Source organism: Streptomyces sp. NPDC046349 (assembly GCF_055587885.1).
This window is the reverse complement of record NZ_JBVJFK010000008.1, coordinates 341,437-357,066: the sequence shown is the minus strand read 5'-3', so window position 1 is coordinate 357,066 and position 15,630 is coordinate 341,437. Positions and strand designations below refer to the sequence as shown.

13 protein-coding genes and 1 pseudogene are annotated in these 15,630 nt (G+C 72.6%); 5 read left to right on the top strand and 9 right to left on the bottom strand.

The genetic code is table 11. From position 1 onward, the window contains the following. Window positions 1-200: 200 nt before the first annotated feature. The 5 genes and pseudogenes from ACZ6JS_RS21130 to ACZ6JS_RS21110 all read right to left on the bottom strand — a co-directional run bounded on the left by ACZ6JS_RS21130 (window position 201) and on the right by ACZ6JS_RS21110 (window position 6,193). Window positions 201-1,445 carry an amidohydrolase gene (locus ACZ6JS_RS21130; protein ID WP_469299931.1) on the bottom strand — a complete coding sequence of 415 codons (1,245 nt, stop codon included), beginning with the start codon at window positions 1,443-1,445 and terminating at the stop codon, window positions 201-203. 137 nt (window positions 1,446-1,582) lie between these two features. Beyond that, entirely contained in the window at window positions 1,583-2,758 is a 1,176-nt protein-coding gene (locus tag ACZ6JS_RS21125) for a hypothetical protein (RefSeq protein WP_469299831.1), read from the bottom strand. 367 nt (window positions 2,759-3,125) lie between these two features. Then, complete coding sequence (locus tag ACZ6JS_RS21120) at window positions 3,126-4,025, bottom strand: N-acetylneuraminate synthase family protein (protein ID WP_469299929.1); 900 nt, start codon at window positions 4,023-4,025, stop codon at window positions 3,126-3,128. Window positions 4,026-4,454: 429 nt separating this feature from the next. Further along, a pseudogene (locus tag ACZ6JS_RS21115) lies at window positions 4,455-4,823 on the bottom strand (acylneuraminate cytidylyltransferase family protein); the annotation flags it as partial. Continuing rightward, window positions 4,820-6,193: a DUF6716 putative glycosyltransferase gene (locus ACZ6JS_RS21110; RefSeq protein WP_469299829.1), complete on the bottom strand. Its 1,374-nt coding sequence runs from the start codon at window positions 6,191-6,193 to the stop codon at window positions 4,820-4,822. The gene ACZ6JS_RS21110 and the pseudogene ACZ6JS_RS21115, both read right to left, overlap by 4 nt. A 176-nt stretch (window positions 6,194-6,369) precedes the next feature. On the opposite strand from ACZ6JS_RS21110, the gene ACZ6JS_RS21105 reads away from it, so the two are divergent. After that, the gene (locus tag ACZ6JS_RS21105) at window positions 6,370-7,350 is read left to right on the top strand and encodes a glycosyltransferase family 2 protein (protein ID WP_469299828.1); all 981 of its coding nucleotides are present in this window, start codon (window positions 6,370-6,372) and stop codon (window positions 7,348-7,350) included. After that, a complete protein-coding gene (locus tag ACZ6JS_RS21100; RefSeq protein WP_469299826.1) occupies window positions 7,350-8,684 on the top strand; it encodes a polysialyltransferase family glycosyltransferase in 1,335 nt (444 codons plus the stop codon). Before ACZ6JS_RS21105 ends, ACZ6JS_RS21100 begins: the two co-directional genes overlap by 1 nt. 26 nt (window positions 8,685-8,710) lie before the next feature. On the opposite strand, the gene leuE is transcribed toward ACZ6JS_RS21100, so the two are convergent. Together leuE and ACZ6JS_RS21090 are read right to left on the bottom strand one after the other, a co-directional pair. Further along, the gene (gene leuE / locus ACZ6JS_RS21095; RefSeq protein ID WP_469299825.1) at window positions 8,711-9,361 is read right to left on the bottom strand and encodes a leucine efflux protein LeuE; all 651 of its coding nucleotides are present in this window, start codon (window positions 9,359-9,361) and stop codon (window positions 8,711-8,713) included. 61 nt (window positions 9,362-9,422) lie between these two features. Beyond that, window positions 9,423-11,003 (bottom strand): acyl-CoA mutase large subunit family protein, encoded by a 1,581-nt coding sequence (locus tag ACZ6JS_RS21090; RefSeq protein WP_469299823.1) that lies wholly within the window; start codon window positions 11,001-11,003, stop codon window positions 9,423-9,425. 179 nt (window positions 11,004-11,182) lie between these two features. Here ACZ6JS_RS21090 and ACZ6JS_RS21085 point away from each other — a divergent pair, with 179 nt between their 5' ends. Beyond that, complete coding sequence (locus ACZ6JS_RS21085) at window positions 11,183-12,055, top strand: L,D-transpeptidase family protein (protein WP_469299821.1); 873 nt, start codon at window positions 11,183-11,185, stop codon at window positions 12,053-12,055. Between the two features lie 330 nt (window positions 12,056-12,385). Here ACZ6JS_RS21085 and ACZ6JS_RS21080 read toward each other — a convergent pair whose 3' ends face one another. Continuing rightward, window positions 12,386-13,402: a hypothetical protein gene (locus ACZ6JS_RS21080; RefSeq protein ID WP_469299820.1), complete on the bottom strand. Its 1,017-nt coding sequence runs from the start codon at window positions 13,400-13,402 to the stop codon at window positions 12,386-12,388. Continuing rightward, entirely contained in the window at window positions 13,402-14,154 is a 753-nt protein-coding gene (locus tag ACZ6JS_RS21075) for an RNA polymerase sigma factor (protein WP_469299819.1), read from the bottom strand. The genes ACZ6JS_RS21080 and ACZ6JS_RS21075 overlap by 1 nt, the downstream gene beginning before the upstream one ends. A 333-nt stretch (window positions 14,155-14,487) precedes the next feature. Here ACZ6JS_RS21075 and ACZ6JS_RS21070 point away from each other — a divergent pair, with 333 nt between their 5' ends. Both ACZ6JS_RS21070 and sdhC read left to right on the top strand, forming a co-directional pair. Next, window positions 14,488-15,093, top strand: a complete 606-nt coding sequence (locus ACZ6JS_RS21070) for a 2-oxo-4-hydroxy-4-carboxy-5-ureidoimidazoline decarboxylase (RefSeq protein WP_469299817.1) — start codon at window positions 14,488-14,490, stop codon at window positions 15,091-15,093. A gap of 152 nt (window positions 15,094-15,245) precedes the next feature. Next, on the top strand, window positions 15,246-15,626 hold the full coding sequence (sdhC, locus tag ACZ6JS_RS21065) for a succinate dehydrogenase, cytochrome b556 subunit (protein WP_075970878.1): 381 nt from the start codon (window positions 15,246-15,248) through the stop codon (window positions 15,624-15,626). Window positions 15,627-15,630 lie beyond the last annotated feature (4 nt).

Below are 15,630 nucleotides of genomic sequence, written 5' to 3'. Positions count from 1 at the left end.
CGCCACGACCGGCGCTGGTTTCGCGGCGATCGTAACGCGCGTAGATGTCAGTTAAAGGCCCGTTCATGAGTCGTTATCGGATCGTCGCGAACCGGACAGTGACCGATCGGTAACTGCCAAGGCGTCCAGCCCTTGTGTACCAAGGGCCGGACGCGTCCGCGGGGAGGCTCGCCGATGTTGTAAGGGGTGCGGTCCGGTCGCTACCTGGAAGGCGGCGTACGGCGGCCGTCGATCAAGGCGGCGGCGGTGAAGAACTCGACGCCGACGGCGATCGCGTCCTCGTCCACGTCGAAGTCCCCGCGGTGCAGATCACGCTTGGCGCTGTCGCCGGGGGCGCGCACGCCGAGGCGGGCCATGGCGCCCGGGACGTGTTCCAGGTACCAGGAGAAGTCCTCCCCGCCCAGGCTCTGCTCGGTGTCCTCGACCGACTCGGCGCCGCAGCGGACCGCCATCGCCTCGCGCAGCAGCTCGGTGATCACCGGGTCGTTGACCACCGGCGGCACCCCCCGCACGTGGTTGATCTCGAACTTCGCCCCGTGCATGGTCGCGATCTCGTCGATCGCCGCGTGGATCATGTCCGGCGCCTCGTGCCAGGCGGCCAGGTCCAGGCACCGAACGGTTCCGGACAGCTCGGCGTGCATCGGGATCACGTTGCAGGCGTGCCCCGCCTCGATCCGGCCCCAGGTGACCGACATGCCCGAGCGGGCGTCCATCCGGCGGGCGAGCAGGGCGGGGGCGTCCACGGCCACCCGGGCGGCGGCGGTCACCAGGTCGGTGGTCAGGTGCGGCCGTGCCGTGTGCCCGCCGGAGCCGGTGAGGCTGACCTCCAGCCGGTCGCAGGCGGAGGTGATGGGTCCGGGCCGCAGTCCGATCCGGCCGGCGTCGACCCTGGGGTCGCAGTGCACGGCGACGATCCGCCCCACGCCGTCCAGGACCCCGGACTCGATGGCGTCGGTGGCCCCGCCGGGGAGGACCTCCTCGGCGGGCTGGAAGAGCAGCCGCACGGGCCTCGGCAGGAGTCCCTGCCGGTCGAGGTCGGCGAGGACGAGGCCGGCTCCGAGGACGACGGCCGTGTGCACGTCGTGGCCGCAGGCGTGGGCGCGGTCAGGGAAGGTCGAGCGGTACGAGACGTGCGTCTTGGCATCCGGAATGGGCAGGGCGTCGATGTCCGCGCGCAGGGCCAGCATCGGCCGGCCCCCGTCCCAGGTGCCTACGTCACAGATCAGGCCCGTCCCGGACTTCAGGACCCGTGGTCGCAGGCCGGCTTTCTCGAGCCTGGCCTTGATCGCCGCAGTGGTGCGGAATTCCTGGTGTCCGAGCTCCGGGTGCATGTGCAAGTCCCGGCGGAAGGCGATCAGTTCGGTGCGCAGGTGGTCCGGAAGTTTGCCGGGCAGCTCGGGCCGGTCGGACGCGACGGGCTGGAGGGTCTGGGACTCGCGGGACATCAACTGGTTCACCCGTTGAAGGGTAGGCGCACGGATGGCTCAACTGACCGGGGATCACGAAAAGTTCATGCCGTTAGGGGAAAGAAACCCAGCCTCTGGACGCATGACCGGGTGAGCCCGGGGGTAAACTCGCGCGCTCATCCGGCCGTGGGCGCCGCCTGGGCAGGCAGTCTGTGCACATCACGCGCGGTGTCGGTGACCCCCGCGAGGAAGCTCTTCGCACGCGGGGACGCGGACCCGGTGAGCCACGCCGGGTCCACATCGCATACGGCGACGGTGACACCGGTACCGGTCAGGGCGTACGGCAGGGTGTGGACGACCGTGGACGGAAAGCTGAGGATCGTCCGGCCGACGGGACCCCGACGGGCGATCAGTTCCAGTGGCAGGTCGGGGCGTACGATCTCCAGCCCGGTCTCCCGGCTCAGCGCGCGCAGCTTCTCCGGGGACTCGCGGCGGTGCGCGAAGTAGCGGGTGGCGCCGTGCTCCAGGGTGAGGGAGCGGACCGCGTCGAGGTAGCGGTCCGGGTCGACGACGCCGGTCTCCACGAGCGAGGTGCCGACCAGGTCGGTGCCCCTGGTCAGGCGGGGCGGGCCGAAACGGGCACGGGTCCAGGCGAACTCGTTGGCCCGCAGCGTCATCCCGCCGTGCGGGGCGACCGGCATCGAGGTGAACACCTCGACACGGCGGGCCTTCCCCGGACCGGCGGCCCGGTCCGGGGCGAAGCGGCGCCGCGCGGCCGCCGAGACGGGCGCGTACGCGAGCTCGCGGACGCGGCCGGGCAGCCCGCCGCCGCCGACGCGGTGCCAGCGGACGAGGCGTTCGCCGCGGGCGGTCTGGTCGACGAACTCCATGGTGGCGGTGCCGTCGTCGACCACGACGATTTCCTCGGCCCGCACCAGGGTGAGCAGGAGCTGGACGTAGCGCGAGAAGGGGTCGCCGACGACGACGGTGCAGGCCGCGCGGACGTCGCGCGCCAGTGCGGCGAGCGCCTTCAGCGGCGCGAGCCGGCTGCCGCGCGCCTCCTGCCACTGCACCTCGCACCCCTCGTCCCGGGCCAGCGCCGCCATCCGGCGCAGCTGGCCGCGGGACATGGGGTCGGTCGGCGGCAGGACGACGATCCGCACCGGCGCGTGCGCGGGCGCCGGACGCGGTTCGGGCTCCGCCCCGGGTCCGGCGGCGCGGCGCCCGCGCTGGCTCGGGACGCCGTCCAGCGGTCTGCCGTCGGCGGCGGCGCGCGCGTGGGCCCACTCCAGCACGTTGAGGAGTTGGACCGGGCTCTCGACGAACGCCAGGGTGGAGGCGGAGGGGCTCACACGTACTCCTTCTCGGGGTGGACGGGACCGGTGCGCGCCGGACGCCCCAGGTCGTCCCTTTCGGATCTCGTAGGGCGGGCCCTGTCGCCCGGTGCCGTGCACGGCGGAAGGGGCTCCCGTGTACGGGGGTCCTCGGGCGACCCGACAACGCGGCGACTTGCGGTGCCGGACGGCGCGGGGCCGGCAAGATCCGGAAGAGACGGCCTGGGGGCTGTCCCGTGCTCCCCGGTGGATTCGGCGCGCGGCGTCGGACGGTGCGTCGCACGGCGGAGGAGCGCCCTCATGCCGGGCGTATCCGGGCGTTGCGGCAACGCAGCGCGGCGCCGTGGCTGTCGTCGTGCGCCCGCCGGGGGTTGCGGGACGGCCCTCAGACGGCAGCCAGCTCGCCGCGGACGCGGCGGAGCTTCTTCATGGGGCCGAGCTCTGACTCGTAGACCCGCTTGATCCCGTCCCCGAGGGCGGTCTCGATGGTGCGGATGTCGCGGACCAGGCGGGCCAGGCCGCCGGGCTCGACGGAGGCGGCCTGGTCGGAGCCCCACATCGCGCGGTCGAGGGTGATGTGGCGCTCGACGAAGGTCGCGCCGAGGGCGACGGCGGCGAGGGTGGTCTGCAGGCCCGTCTCGTGGCCGGAGTAGCCGATCGGGACGTTGGGGTACTCGTCGCGCAGGGTGTCGATGACCCGCAGGTTGAGCTCCTCGGCCTTGGCCGGGTACGTCGAGGTGGCGTGGCAGAGCAGGATGTTGGCGCTGCCGAGCACCTCGACCGCGTGCCGGATCTGCTGCGGGGTGGACATGCCGGTGGACAGGACGACGGTGCGACCGGTGGCGCGCAGGGCGCGCAGCAGTTCGTCGTCCGTGAGGGAGGCGGAGGCCACCTTGTGGGCGGGGACGTCGAACTTCTCCAGGAAGGCGACGGCCTCGGTGTCCCACGGGGAGGCGAACCAGTCGATGCCGCGCTTGGCGCAGTGCTCGTCGATGGCGCGGTACTCGTCCTCGCCGAACTCGACCCGGTGGCGGTAGTCGATGTAGGTCATGCGGCCCCAGGGGGTGTCGCGTTCGATGTCCCACTGGTCGCGCGGGGTGCAGATCTCCGGGGTGCGCTTCTGGAACTTCACGGCGTCGCAGCCGGCTTCGGCGGCGGCGTCGATGAGGGCGAAGGCGTTGCCGAGGTCGCCGTTGTGGTTGATGCCGATCTCGCCGACGACGTAGACCGGGCGGCCGGGGCCCGCGGTGCGGGAGCCGAACGTACGCAGGCGGGGGTCGGGCAGGGAGGTCATGGCAGGGGGCGTCCTTCGGTGCGGGGGCGTTCGGGGTGTGGGCTGCGGGTCGGGGTGCGGGTCCGGCTCCGTGGCGGGCTGCGGGTCCGCGTGGGCGCCGCCGGGGCGCGGGTCGAGCAGTGGGGCGAGCAGCCGGGCTCGGGCCAGGTCGTGGGGGTCGTCGATCTCCAGGACCCTGGCGGGGTCGGTGGGGACGGGCAGGGTGCGGCCGAAGAAGCGGTGGCGGGCGGCGCGGAAGCCGGCGGCGTCCATGGCGTAGGCGGCGCCGGTCTCCAGCAGGTCCTGCGGCCGGTCCTGGCGGCGGGGCCGGTACGCCGGGTCGTGGTTGACCCCGCTCCCGGAGCCGTCGGGGCCGTCCCGCCAGAGGAAGCCGTGGAAGGGGGCCACGGTCAGGGCCGAGTCGGCCGCCCCGGAGGCGACGGCCAGGGCGACGGACTCGACGTCGGAGGTCGCGAGGAAGGGGCTGGTGCACTGGACGAGGAGGACCACGTCCACGGTGAGCGAGTGCAGTTCCTCGAAGGCGGAAAGGGCGTGCAGGAGGGCGGCCTCGCTGCTCGCGGTGTCGCCGGAGATCGCGGTGGGGCGGGCGATCACGTCGGCGCCGGCGGCGCGGGCGGCCCGGGCGACGGCCTCGGAGTCGGTGGAGACCACCACGTCGGTGACGGTCGGCGCGGCCCGGCAGGCCAGGACGGCGCGGGCGACGAGCGGGGTGCCGGCGACCTCGGCGAGGTTCTTTCCGGGCACCCCCTTGGAGCCGCCGCGGGCGGGGACGACGGCAAGGACCCTCACAGCTCCCCCAGCCTGCGGATCACCGGGGCGACGCGCTGCACCCCGTGGCGGTACGCACCGCGGGCGGCCTCGCGCAGGTGCGCGCGGAGCCGGCGGCGCAGCCGGGACTCCCCCGACTCCCGCCGTCCGGTGCCGGACATGGGGGTGCCGTCGGGTGCGAGGCGGTGCCGGGCGAGGATGCCGGGCAGGTATCCGGGGGCGGTGGTGAGCGTGTAGTAGGGCGCGGGCGGGGGCAGCCGGGTTGCGGCGAGCAACCCGGCGACCCTGGCCCGGGCGACGGTGTAGGCGTCCTCGCCCGCGGCGGCCGGGGGTTCGGCCGGCGCAGGGCCGCCGGCCGGGCCGGTGTCCGCCGGGCGGGGAGCGCCGGCGGGACGTACCCCCTGGGCGGCCAGCCAGACCGGATCGCCCTCCGGGAGGAGCCCTCCGTCGAGCTGGTCCCAGGAGGCCAGGCAGCCGGAACCCAGGAAGTGGTGGTTGCCGAGGGCCTCGCGGATGCCGAGGTCGGTGAGGACCGCCGTGGGGATGGAGCGGTGCAGGGATTCCAGGGCGGCTGTGGAGGAGACGGTGACCAGCAGGTCGGCGCCGTCGAGCACCTCGCCCATGTTCCCGTACACCAGGCGGCAGTTGGCGGGCAGCCCGCCGGGGATCTTCTCCGCGAGCCGCTGGTAGGGCTGCTCCTCCAGGTGTGTGGTGTGCTCCCCGGGCTTGCTGCGCAGTTTGATCAGCACTTCCCGGTCGGGGTGCTTGCGGGCGTGGCCGGCGGCCCGTTCCAGCAGGTAGACGCGGTCGGCGCGGCTGTCGGGCACGGAGGGCTGCACGGCGAAGACCACCGTGTGGGCGCGGCTGTCGGCCGGCTCGTACGGCGCGCCGCCGAGGAAGGGCAGTGCGGTCTCGGTGACGGCTCCGGCGTCCGCGCCGACCCCTTCGTACACGGCGCGGAAGCGCTCGGCGTCGTGCCGGGAGTTGGCGAGGACCACGTCTGCGCCGTGCCGCAGCAGCAGTCCGTCGGCGAGCTTCTCGTACACGACTCCGACGTATCCGGTGACGAGTACGGGGCGCCTGGCGGGGGCCGGCCACAGGGCCCGGGCGCCGTGCAGGACGGCCTGGACGGCTCCGCCGACGAGCGCGAGGACGACCACGTCGTAGCGCTCCCGTTCCATCTCGGTGAGGAACTGCGCGCAGGTCACCTCGGCCAGCCGGTCGGCCCGCACCCCCACCTCGCCGAGCTGGCGCGCGGTGGGCGTGGCACGGCCGCGCAGCAGGTATCCGGCGAGTTGGTGGTCGGGGACGAGGCGGCGGGCGGTGGTGACGCCCCATTTCCATCTCGTGTCGGAATCGGCGAGTACGGCGACGCGTTTGCGTTCTGGCACGCGGCAGAAGCTATTCGGCGATTTCGGTGATCGGCCCAACGAGCGCACAACAGCGGGTTAACAAAACGTCTACTGAACGCGAAAGCGCACGGGTTAACCCGCCCGCCCCGCGCCGTTCACACGGAATCCGCATCCGGGCCACAGTGAATGACGGGCGGCGTCCTAATGTCTCGCGGGTGCCCAAGCTCTCTGTTGTCGTGCCGTTCTACAACGTGCAGACGTACGCACCGGACGCCCTGAAGAGTCTCGAACGCAACGCCCGGGAGGACTTCGAGTTCCTGCTCGTCGACGACTGCTCGACGGACGGGACGCCCGACCTGCTGGAACGGGCGGCGGGCGAGCTGCCCGGGGCGGTGCACCTCAGACGTGGAAGCAACGGCGGCCTGGCGACCGCACGGAACACCGGGCTGGACGCGGCCCGCGGCGAGTACCTCGCCTTCCTGGACGGCGACGACTGGCTGGCGCCCGGCCACCTGGCCCGGATGCTGGCCGCCATTGAGGCGCTGAACTGCGATTTCATCCGCACCGACCATGTGCGGTGCACAGGCCGGACGCGGAGCGTGCAGCGCGTCCCCTTCGGCCCGCAGTCCGTCGTCGCCGATCCGCGGGGCGCGATCCTGCCCGCCGACCGGGCGACCTCGGTGGACTACCCCTACGCCTGGGCCGGGATGTACCACCGGCGGCTGCTGGACCGCGGCCTGCTGCACTTCACCGACGGGCTGCGCACGGCCGAGGACCGGCCGTGGATCTGGCGGCTGCACCGCGAGGCCGAGTCCTTCGCCGCGGTGGGACTGCCCGGAATCTTCTACCGGCGCGGTGTTTCCACGTCATTGACACAGATCAAGGACGAACGGCAGCTCGATTTCATCCGGGCATTCGACGAGGTCCTCGCCGGCGTCGCCGCCGACCGGGAATCGGATCTACTCCTCCCGAAATCCGTACGAACGTATTGCGCAATCATCGCGCACCATTTCGGATCCATCGAAAGGTATGAACCGGTCGTGGCCAAGAAACTCCGCCTCATGAGCGCGGCCGCGCTCGGCCGCATGCCCCAGGACGTGCTGGACCGGGTCCTGGACTCGATGGACGCCGAACGCTCCGCGCTGCTGCGCCGTCTGCGCGGCGGCCGCCGCACCGCGTCGGGGGCGACCGTCTGATGCTCACCCAGATCTTCCTGGCCTCCACCCTCTACGGCGCCGCCACGCTCGCGGCGGGCGTCGACGCGGGCTCCTTCCCGCCCGCGGGCCGCCGGATCCTGCTGACCAGCAACCACGCCGTCACCGCCGAGGTGACCCCGGGGGTCGCCGACATGCCGGGTTTCGCCGCGCTGCGCACCCGCTTCGACGAGGTGCTCGACTGGAACGCCGTGATCGAGCCGCAGCACCCGAGCACCTGGGCCCCGCGCGCCGAGGACGTCCCGGTCTGGGAGCGGCACCTGCGCGCGCTGTGGGGGCTCGGCGAGGACCGGGTCGAGCTCGTCGTGGAGTCCCTCCAGGTGCCGCCGGCCCAGTCCCTGTGCCGGCTCTTCCCGGGCGCCGCGGTCGACGTCTACGCCGACGGGCTGATGAGCTACGGCCCCACCCGCTTCCGCCTCGACCCGCAGCTCGGGATGCGGGTGCGCAGGGTGCTCCACCTGGACCTGGTCCCCGGCCTGAAGCCGCTGCTGCTGTCGGAGTTCGGGGCCCGGCCGGAGCTGGTGCCCGCGCGGTCCTTCCTCAAGGTGCTCGCGGAACTCCCTGCGGACGGTTCGGACCTGGAGGGGGTCGGGGACTCCCCGGCCCTGCTGCTGGGCCAGTACCTGTCGGCGCTCGACCTGGTGACCCCGGACGAGGAGGAGGAGCTGCACGCCTCGATGGTCCGGGGCGCCTTCGCTCTCGGCCACCGAAATCTGGTCTTCAAGCCCCATCCCGGCGCGCCGGCCGAGTACGCCCGCCGCGCCGCGGCGGAGGCCGAACGGCTCGGCGCCCGGCTCACCGTGACGAGCAGCCCGGTCCTGGCCGAGGTCCTCTACCGGCGGCTGCGCCCGGCGCTGGTCGCCGGCTGCTTCTCCACGGGGCTGCTGACCGCCGCCACGCTGTACGGGCTGCCCGTCGCGCGGACCGGCACCGGGGCCGTGCTGGCCCGCCTGGCGCCGTACCAGAACAGCAACCGGGTGCCGCTGGTGCTGGTGGACTCCCTGCTGCCGGACCTGGCGGACCCCGAGGCGGTCGGCGCCTGGACGCCCGCGTCCGTGGGGCGGGCGGGAGCGCAGCGGGCCGGGCTGCTGACCGCCGTCGGGTTCACCATGCAGCCGCAGATCCTGTCCGCGCGGCGGGCCGCGGCCGAGGCGTACCTGGCCGCGCACCTGACCCCGGACACCCGGCGGTACTTCACGCGGCGCCGGCTGACCACGCTGGGGCTGCCCGGCGGCATCCCCGCCCGGCTGTCGTTCCTGCCGCGCAGCCGGACCGTGCGTCGCGCGGCCCGGAGACTGCGCCGCGTCCTCGGCTGACGGCGAACGGGCCCGCCCGGCGGTTCTCAGCCGACGGCGAGCTTGGCCGCGAAGCCCAGGAACAGCACGCCCGCCGCCGAGGTCGCCCCGGCCGACAGCCGCTTGCGGCGGCGGAACGCCTCCGAGAGCCGGGTGCCGCCGAATATCAGCAGCGTCAGGTAGAGGAAGCTGCCGGTCTGCAGCAGACCGCCCAGGAGCAGGAACGACAGCGCCGGGTAGGCGTAGGAGGGGTCCACGAACTGCACGAAGAAGGACATCAGGAAGAGGATGGCCTTCGGGTTGAGGAGACTGATCAGCAGGGCCCGACGGTAGGGCCGCTCGTTCCCGGCCGGGTCGGCGGGGGCCGCGGCGCGCGCCTCGTCCCGCTCCCGGCGGGTGCGCCACAGCGCCCAGGCGCCCCGCATCATCCCCACGGCCAGCCAGGCCAGGTACCCGGCGCCGAGGAACTTCACCACGGTGAAGACCATCGGGCTCGCCTGGAGGAGCGCGCCGGCTCCCACGGCGGTCAGCGCCATCAGGACGGCGTCGCCGGTGAACACCCCGGCGGCGGCCTTGTAGCCCGTGCGTACACCCCGGCGGGCGGCGACGGACAGCACGTAGAGCGAGTTCGGTCCCGGCAGGAGAATGATCAGGACGAGGCCGGCGAGGTACGTCGGCAGATCGATGACACCCAGCATGTGCAGGAGTGTCCCATGAGGACACACCTGACAGTCCAGTGCCCTCTTCCCCTGGGCGCGGTCACCATGGGGAACCGGTGGGCTCGTACGCCCCCCACACCTCCCGAAGCGCCCCGCACACCTCCCCCACCGTGGCCCGCGCGCGCAGTGCCTCCTTCATCGGGTACAGCACGTTCGCCGTTCCCGCCGCCGCCTCGCGCAGCTCCCCGAGCGCCGCCGCCACCGCCGCCCCGTCGCGCTCCGCCCGAAGCCGCGCCAGCGCCGCGCACTGCCGCTCCTCGATCGCCGGGTCCACGCGCAGCGGCTCGTACGGCTCCTCGCGCTCCAGCGCGAAACGGTTGACCCCGACCACCACCCGTTCGCCGCTGTCGGTCTCCCGTGCGATGCGGTAGGCGTTCTGCTCGATCTCCGCCTTCTGGAAGCCGGCCTCGATCGCGGCCACCGCCCCGCCCTGCTCCTCGACCCGCCGCATCAGGCCGAGGGCCGCCGCCTCCAGTTCGTCGGTCATCCGCTCCATCGCGTACGAACCGGCGAAGGGGTCCACGGTGTGCGGTACGTCCGTTTCGTGTGCGAGCACCTGCTGCGTGCGCAGCGCGAGGCGGGCCGACTTCTCCGTGGGCAGGGCGATCGCCTCGTCGAAGGAGTTGGTGTGCAGCGACTGGGTGCCGCCCAGCACCGCGGCCAGGGCCTGCACGGCGACGCGTACGAGGTTCAGCTCGGGCTGCTGCGCGGTGAGCTGGACGCCGGCGGTCTGGGTGTGGAAGCGCAGCATCATCGACTTCGGATCCCGCGCCCCGAACTCCTCCCGCATGACGCGGGCCCAGATCCGCCGGGCGGCACGGAACTTCGCGACCTCCTCCAGCAGGGTGGTGCGGGCGACGAAGAAGAAGGAGAGCCGGGGCGCGAACTCGTCGACGGCCATCCCGGCCGCGAGGGCGGTACGGACGTAGGCGATGCCGTCGGCGAGGGTGAATGCCACCTCCTGCGCGGGCGAGGCGCCGGCTTCGGCCATGTGGTAGCCGGAGATGGAGATGGTGTTCCACCGGGGGATCTCGGCCCGGCAGTAGCGGAAGGTGTCGGCCGTCAGGCGCAGCGAGGGCTCGGGCGGGAAGATGTACGTCCCCCGGGCGATGTACTCCTTCAGGACGTCGTTCTGGATCGTCCCCGTCAGCTGCGCGCCCGAAATACCCTGTTCCTCCGCGACCAGTTGGTAGAGCACCAGGAGCAGCGCGGCGGGCGCGTTGATCGTCATCGAGGTGGAGACCCGGTCGAGGGGGATCCCGTCGAACAGGGTCCGCATGTCGTCGAGCGAGTCGACGGCCACCCCGACCTTTCCGACCTCGCCGTGGGCGAGGGGCGCGTCGGAGTCGTGGCCCATCTGGGTGGGCAGGTCGAAGGCGACGGACAGACCGGTGCCGCCGCCTGCGATGAGCTGCCGGTAGCGGGCGTTGGACTCGGTGGCCGTGCCGAAGCCGGCGTACTGCCGCATGGTCCACGGCCGACCGGTGTACATATTTGGATAAATCCCCCGGGTGTAGGGGAAGTCACCAGGTACACCCAATTGGACCTCGGGGTCCCATTCCGTCAGATCGCCCGGTCCGTAGACCGGTTCGACCGGGATTCCGCTCTCCGTGCTTGCCATGTGACGAAGTCCTCCGTGGAGCAACCGGGTCCGGGGCTGGTACAACCTTGCCCGCGCGTCGCTTCTCGGGACCGCGGACGGTTGCTGGTCACAATGGCGCAACATCCCGGAACCCTGTGCAACTCTCCACGCGCGCCAGGCATCACCTAGATACACGACGTAGAAACCGGGGGACTGCAATGCAGCGCCAGAGAGTCATAATCCGCACGATCGGGGTGGCCACCGCCGTCGCGCTCGCCGCGACCGCCTGCGGTCCGCAGAAGACGGAGTCCGCCGGCTCCTCCTCCGCGGCACCGTCCTCGCCCACGGCGGGCGCCACCCCCGAAGCCTCCCCGTCCACCGACAACAAGCCCGGCGAGCCCTCGCCGTCGGCCTCGGCGTCCGCCTCCGCCTCCGCGTCGGCCTCGCCGTCGCCCTCGGTGAAGCAGATCATGGCCAACGGCGACGAGAGCGAGCAGGTCCGCGAGCTCCAGGCACGGCTGAAGCAGCTCAAGCTGATGACGGTCGCGCCGACCGGTTTCTACGGCTCGAAGACCACGGCCGCGGTGAAGTCGTTCCAGTCGAAGAACGGCCTGGACGCGACCGGCGGGGTCGACGAGAAGACCTGGAAGAAGATCCAGAGCTCCAGCAAGAAGCCCACTGCCGACGAGCTGCGCCCGCCGACCACCAACGAGGTCGCGGCACCGGACCCGCGGTGCATGACCGGCCGCGTCATGTGCATCAGCAAGGAGAGCCGCACCCTCGCCTGGATGATCGACGGCAAGGTCGTCTCGACGATGGACGTCCGCTTCGGCTCGGAGAACACCCCGACCCGCGAAGGCGTCTTCAACGTGGGTTGGAAGGCCAAGGACTGGACGTCGACGATCTACCACACGCCGATGCCGTACGCGATGTTCTTCAGCGGCGGCCAGGCGGTCCACTACTCCGCCGACTTCGCGGCCCGCGGCTACAACGGGGCCTCGCACGGCTGCGTGAACGTCCGCGACAAGGGCAAGCTGTCGAAGCTCTTCGACGACGTGAAGGTCGGCGACAAGGTCGTCGTCTACTGGTGAGCCCGCAGAGGGTGATGCCGGGGGCCCGGGTTCCGGGCCCCGACCGCGCAGCCGGCCTCGAGCCGGTGAAACCCGACAGGCCGCCCTTTTCGCAGCACACCGCGCCGGCGTGCTGCGAAAAGGGCGGCCTGTCGCGTTGAGCGGCCGTCCCGTCGAACGGGTCGAGTAATGGGCGCGGGCAGGGCCGGGGGAACGTGCCCCGCCCGCGCCGGTTGCGCAGAGCCCAGGGGTACGGGGGGAACCCCGGCTCATGCGCGGCCGATGACCAGTCGGCTCGCTACGTACTGCGTCGCCGGTTCGAAAAGTGTTACAGGCGGGTCAGCGCATGTGTCAGCGACCGGCGCGCAAAGGTGCGGAGCCCTCCGGAACGGCGGGCGTCAGGCTCGGCGCCCTGAGCATCCCGCCGCCCCCGAGCGGTGAGTCGCGGCGCGTGGTGCCGTCGGAGTCCCCCTCCAGCACCGAGGCGCAGTAGGCCGGTATCCGCAGGAGCCCGTCGGCCAGCCGCGAAAGCCGCTCGCGCCGGTCGTCGTCGAGCCGGCCCTTGCGGTACTCCTCGCAGAGGTCGGCCTTGAGCCGGCTGTCCAGCTCGCGCTGGCGGTCCTTGCCGAGTTCCCCGGTGCCCAGGGTGTCCCGGCCGCCTTCGCCGTCTCCCGGACCGCTCCGGTCGTCCGGAGTGTGCTTGCCCGAGCCGCCGCTCGTCGAAGTGCCCGAGGAGGTGCCGGAGCCCGCTGTGGTCCCGGGGGCCGTACGCCCGTCCGCGCTCGGCGACGGCACCATGGGAGCCGACGCCGGGCCGGAGCCGTCGGGCTGCGGGGTGGGCAGCAGCTTCGGGGCGAGCGTCGGGGCACTGGTGCCGATGCCCGGCACCGGGCTCTCGCCGGCACTGACGGACATCGCCGGTCCGGGTCCGGCCGTGTCGTGCCGGGACCGGTCCAGCAGCCCGGCGCCCGCGGCGGCGGCCAGTCCGCCGGCGGCGACGCTCGCGAGGGCCGCGGCCAGGCCGAAGCTCACGGTCCGGGCGCGCCGGCGGGCGGCCAGGGGCGCGGGGACGGCACGGCCGAGGTCGACCAGGGGTTCAGCGGATCCGCCGGCCCCGGACGGCACGCCGGCGCGGCGTTCGGCGACGCGCGCCGCGCGGTAGGCGTCCATAGCGGCAGCCTCACCGGGCAGTTCCGTTTCGCTGGGCGCCGCCGCCACCGCGGCCAGGGCGTCCAGGGCGGCCCGCAGCCGGGCGGCCTCCCTCGCGGCACGCGTGTCGGCGGCGGGCCCCACAGGTTCCGTCGCCCCGCCGCGCAGGAATGCTTCCGCCGCGGCCTCGTCCAGCCACCTGTCGCGCTCGTCGGCCATCACATGTCCTTCTGCGTCCGCCAACGTGAATGCGTCACACCGGTTTTTTCCGCATAGCTGCCGCCCCTGCCACGCTGTGCCGGTACGGCGTCGAGATCCCTCCCGCCCCCGCCGTCCCACGCATGGCCATCGGCATTATGGCCGACCGCGGCGCCCGTCCTGGAGCCGGTGCCCTGACCTGCCTCGAAGCCGCCGTCCGCACCTTGCGCTGCGAGCAGCTCCGCCAGCTTCTTCAGGCCGCGGTGGGCGGCGGTGCGGACGGCGCCGGGCCGCTTGCCCAGGGTTTCGGCGGCGCTCTTGGCGTCCAGGCCGACGACGACCCGCAGGACGACGGCCTCGGCCTGGTCCTGCGGCAGCTGGGCTATGAGCGCCATGGTGCGCCCGGTGTCGAGGGACTCCATCGCCGCCCCGGCGGTGTCGCACTCGGCGGCCCAGCTCGTCAGCTCGGTGTCGTCTCCGCCGATGGCGGGCCGGCGTCCGCGCATGCGGATGTGGTCGAGGGCCCGGTTGCGGGCGATGCGGGCGGCCCAGCCGCGGAAGCGGTCGGCGTCACCGGTGAAGGAGTCGAGGTCGCGGGCTATCTGCAGCCAGGCCTCGGAGGTCACGTCCTCGGCATCGCCGTCCCCGACGAGCGTGCGTACGTATCCGAGCAGGCGTGGGTGCACGGCACGGTACACAGCACGGAACGCGTTCTCGTCGCCGTCCTGTGCCTCGAGCACCGCGGCGGTCAGCTCCGCGTCGTCCCCCAGCAAAGTCCCCAACCTGTCCTGTACGTGTGGCGCAAATCAGCACGTTACGGCTTTCAAGCACCTCCCGTCCACGAGTGATACAACGTGCAACCAATCCTGCGCGGAGCGAGGTGTGACACAAAACGCACCCGCGGCGCTGACAGGGATACGGGCTTGTCGCACGAGCCCGTGACGGATGGCGGCCGGGGCCTCTCCTGTGGGGGGTGGCGGCCTCGGTCGCCCTCCCCCTTTCGGGCATCCCACCATGCCTGCCCGTGGCGCTCACGTCATCCTTTCGGCTCTCTTCCGGGTGAAATACCCGCATGAGTACGCCACACGCCACCCTGCGTCGATAGCGTGGCGACACACCCGCGCCACGCCCCGAGGAGCCCCCTGCTGTCCAGCCATCTTCCGGCACAGGCCCGCGGCAGCTCCGACCCCTCCCACGGCCCGGGGCTGACGCGGTTCAACGCCCTGTCCCCCGAGGTCGCGCGGGTCGTCCTGCTGCACTGCTGCGGAAGCCGCCGCTGGGCGCACCGGGTGGCGGCCCACCGCCCCTACCCCGACGCCGGAGCCCTGCTCGCCGCCGCGGACGAGGCCTCGTACGACCTCTCGCAGGCCGATCTGAGCGAAGCTCTGGCCGCGGAGCACTCGGCGGAGCTGGACCACGGGGCGCCGTACGCCGCGCTGCTGGCGCTCGACGCGGCCCACGCGGAGTACGAACGGAAGTTCGGCCACGCGTTCGTGATCTGCCTGGACGCGCATCCGCCGGAGGAGCAGGCCGACCAGCTGCTGGGGGCGATCCGCCGCAGGATGGGGCACGAGGTGGACGAGGAGCGCTCGATCTCCGCGGACGAGCTGCGCCGCGTCGCACAGTCCCGGCTGCTGGACCTGACGCGCCGACTGGCCCGCCCCGAGGGGGCGTCCGCGGCTGAAATCGGGCTATTCGCCCCTGTGGGATAGCCCGTACGTGCCTGTTTGATCACACAGCCGGACCCCGGGCGAGGGAACCGACAACTCGTCGCTACGATGTCCGGGGCCGGTGGACCGTACCCGGCCGGGCCCGACCGACAAAGAAGCCGGCTGGCCCCCGCCCCGCTTCCGGAGGGTTTTCCGTGCCGGCTGGAACGTTGTACCGCGGCCGGGAAGGAATGTGGTCCTGGGTGGCTCATCGAGTCACCGGCGTCCTCATCTTCTTCTTCCTGTTCGTACACGTCCTCGACACCGCTCTCGTCCGCGTCTCCCCCGAGGCGTACGACGATGTCGTGGCTACCTACAAGACTCCGATCGTCGCGCTGCTGGAGTACGGCCTCGTCGCCGCCATCCTGTTCCACGCGCTCAACGGTCTCCGTGTCATCGCCGTGGACTTCTGGTCCAAGGGCCCGCGCCACCAGAAGACGATGCTCTGGTGGGTCGTGGGCATCTGGGTCGTGCTGATGGTCGGGGCTCTCTACCCCGTGCTCGGCCACGCCTACCTCGAACTGTTCGGGAAGTGACGCG

Bases quoted from the DNA above. Each gene is read 5' to 3' on its own strand.
- leuE (WP_469299825.1), bottom strand. From the start codon at position 9,361: ATGCTGGGTGTCATCGATCTGCCGACGTACCTCGCCGGCCTCGTCCTG.
- ACZ6JS_RS21090 (WP_469299823.1), bottom strand. From the start codon at position 11,003: ATGGCAAGCACGGAGAGCGGAATCCCGGTCGAACCGGTCTACGGACCG.
- ACZ6JS_RS21085 (WP_469299821.1), top strand. From the start codon at position 11,183: ATGCAGCGCCAGAGAGTCATAATCCGCACGATCGGGGTGGCCACCGCC.
- ACZ6JS_RS21080 (WP_469299820.1), bottom strand. From the start codon at position 13,402: ATGGCCGACGAGCGCGACAGGTGGCTGGACGAGGCCGCGGCGGAAGCA.
- ACZ6JS_RS21100 (WP_469299826.1), top strand. From the start codon at position 7,350: ATGCTCACCCAGATCTTCCTGGCCTCCACCCTCTACGGCGCCGCCACG.
- ACZ6JS_RS21130 (WP_469299931.1), bottom strand. From the start codon at position 1,445: ATGTCCCGCGAGTCCCAGACCCTCCAGCCCGTCGCGTCCGACCGGCCC.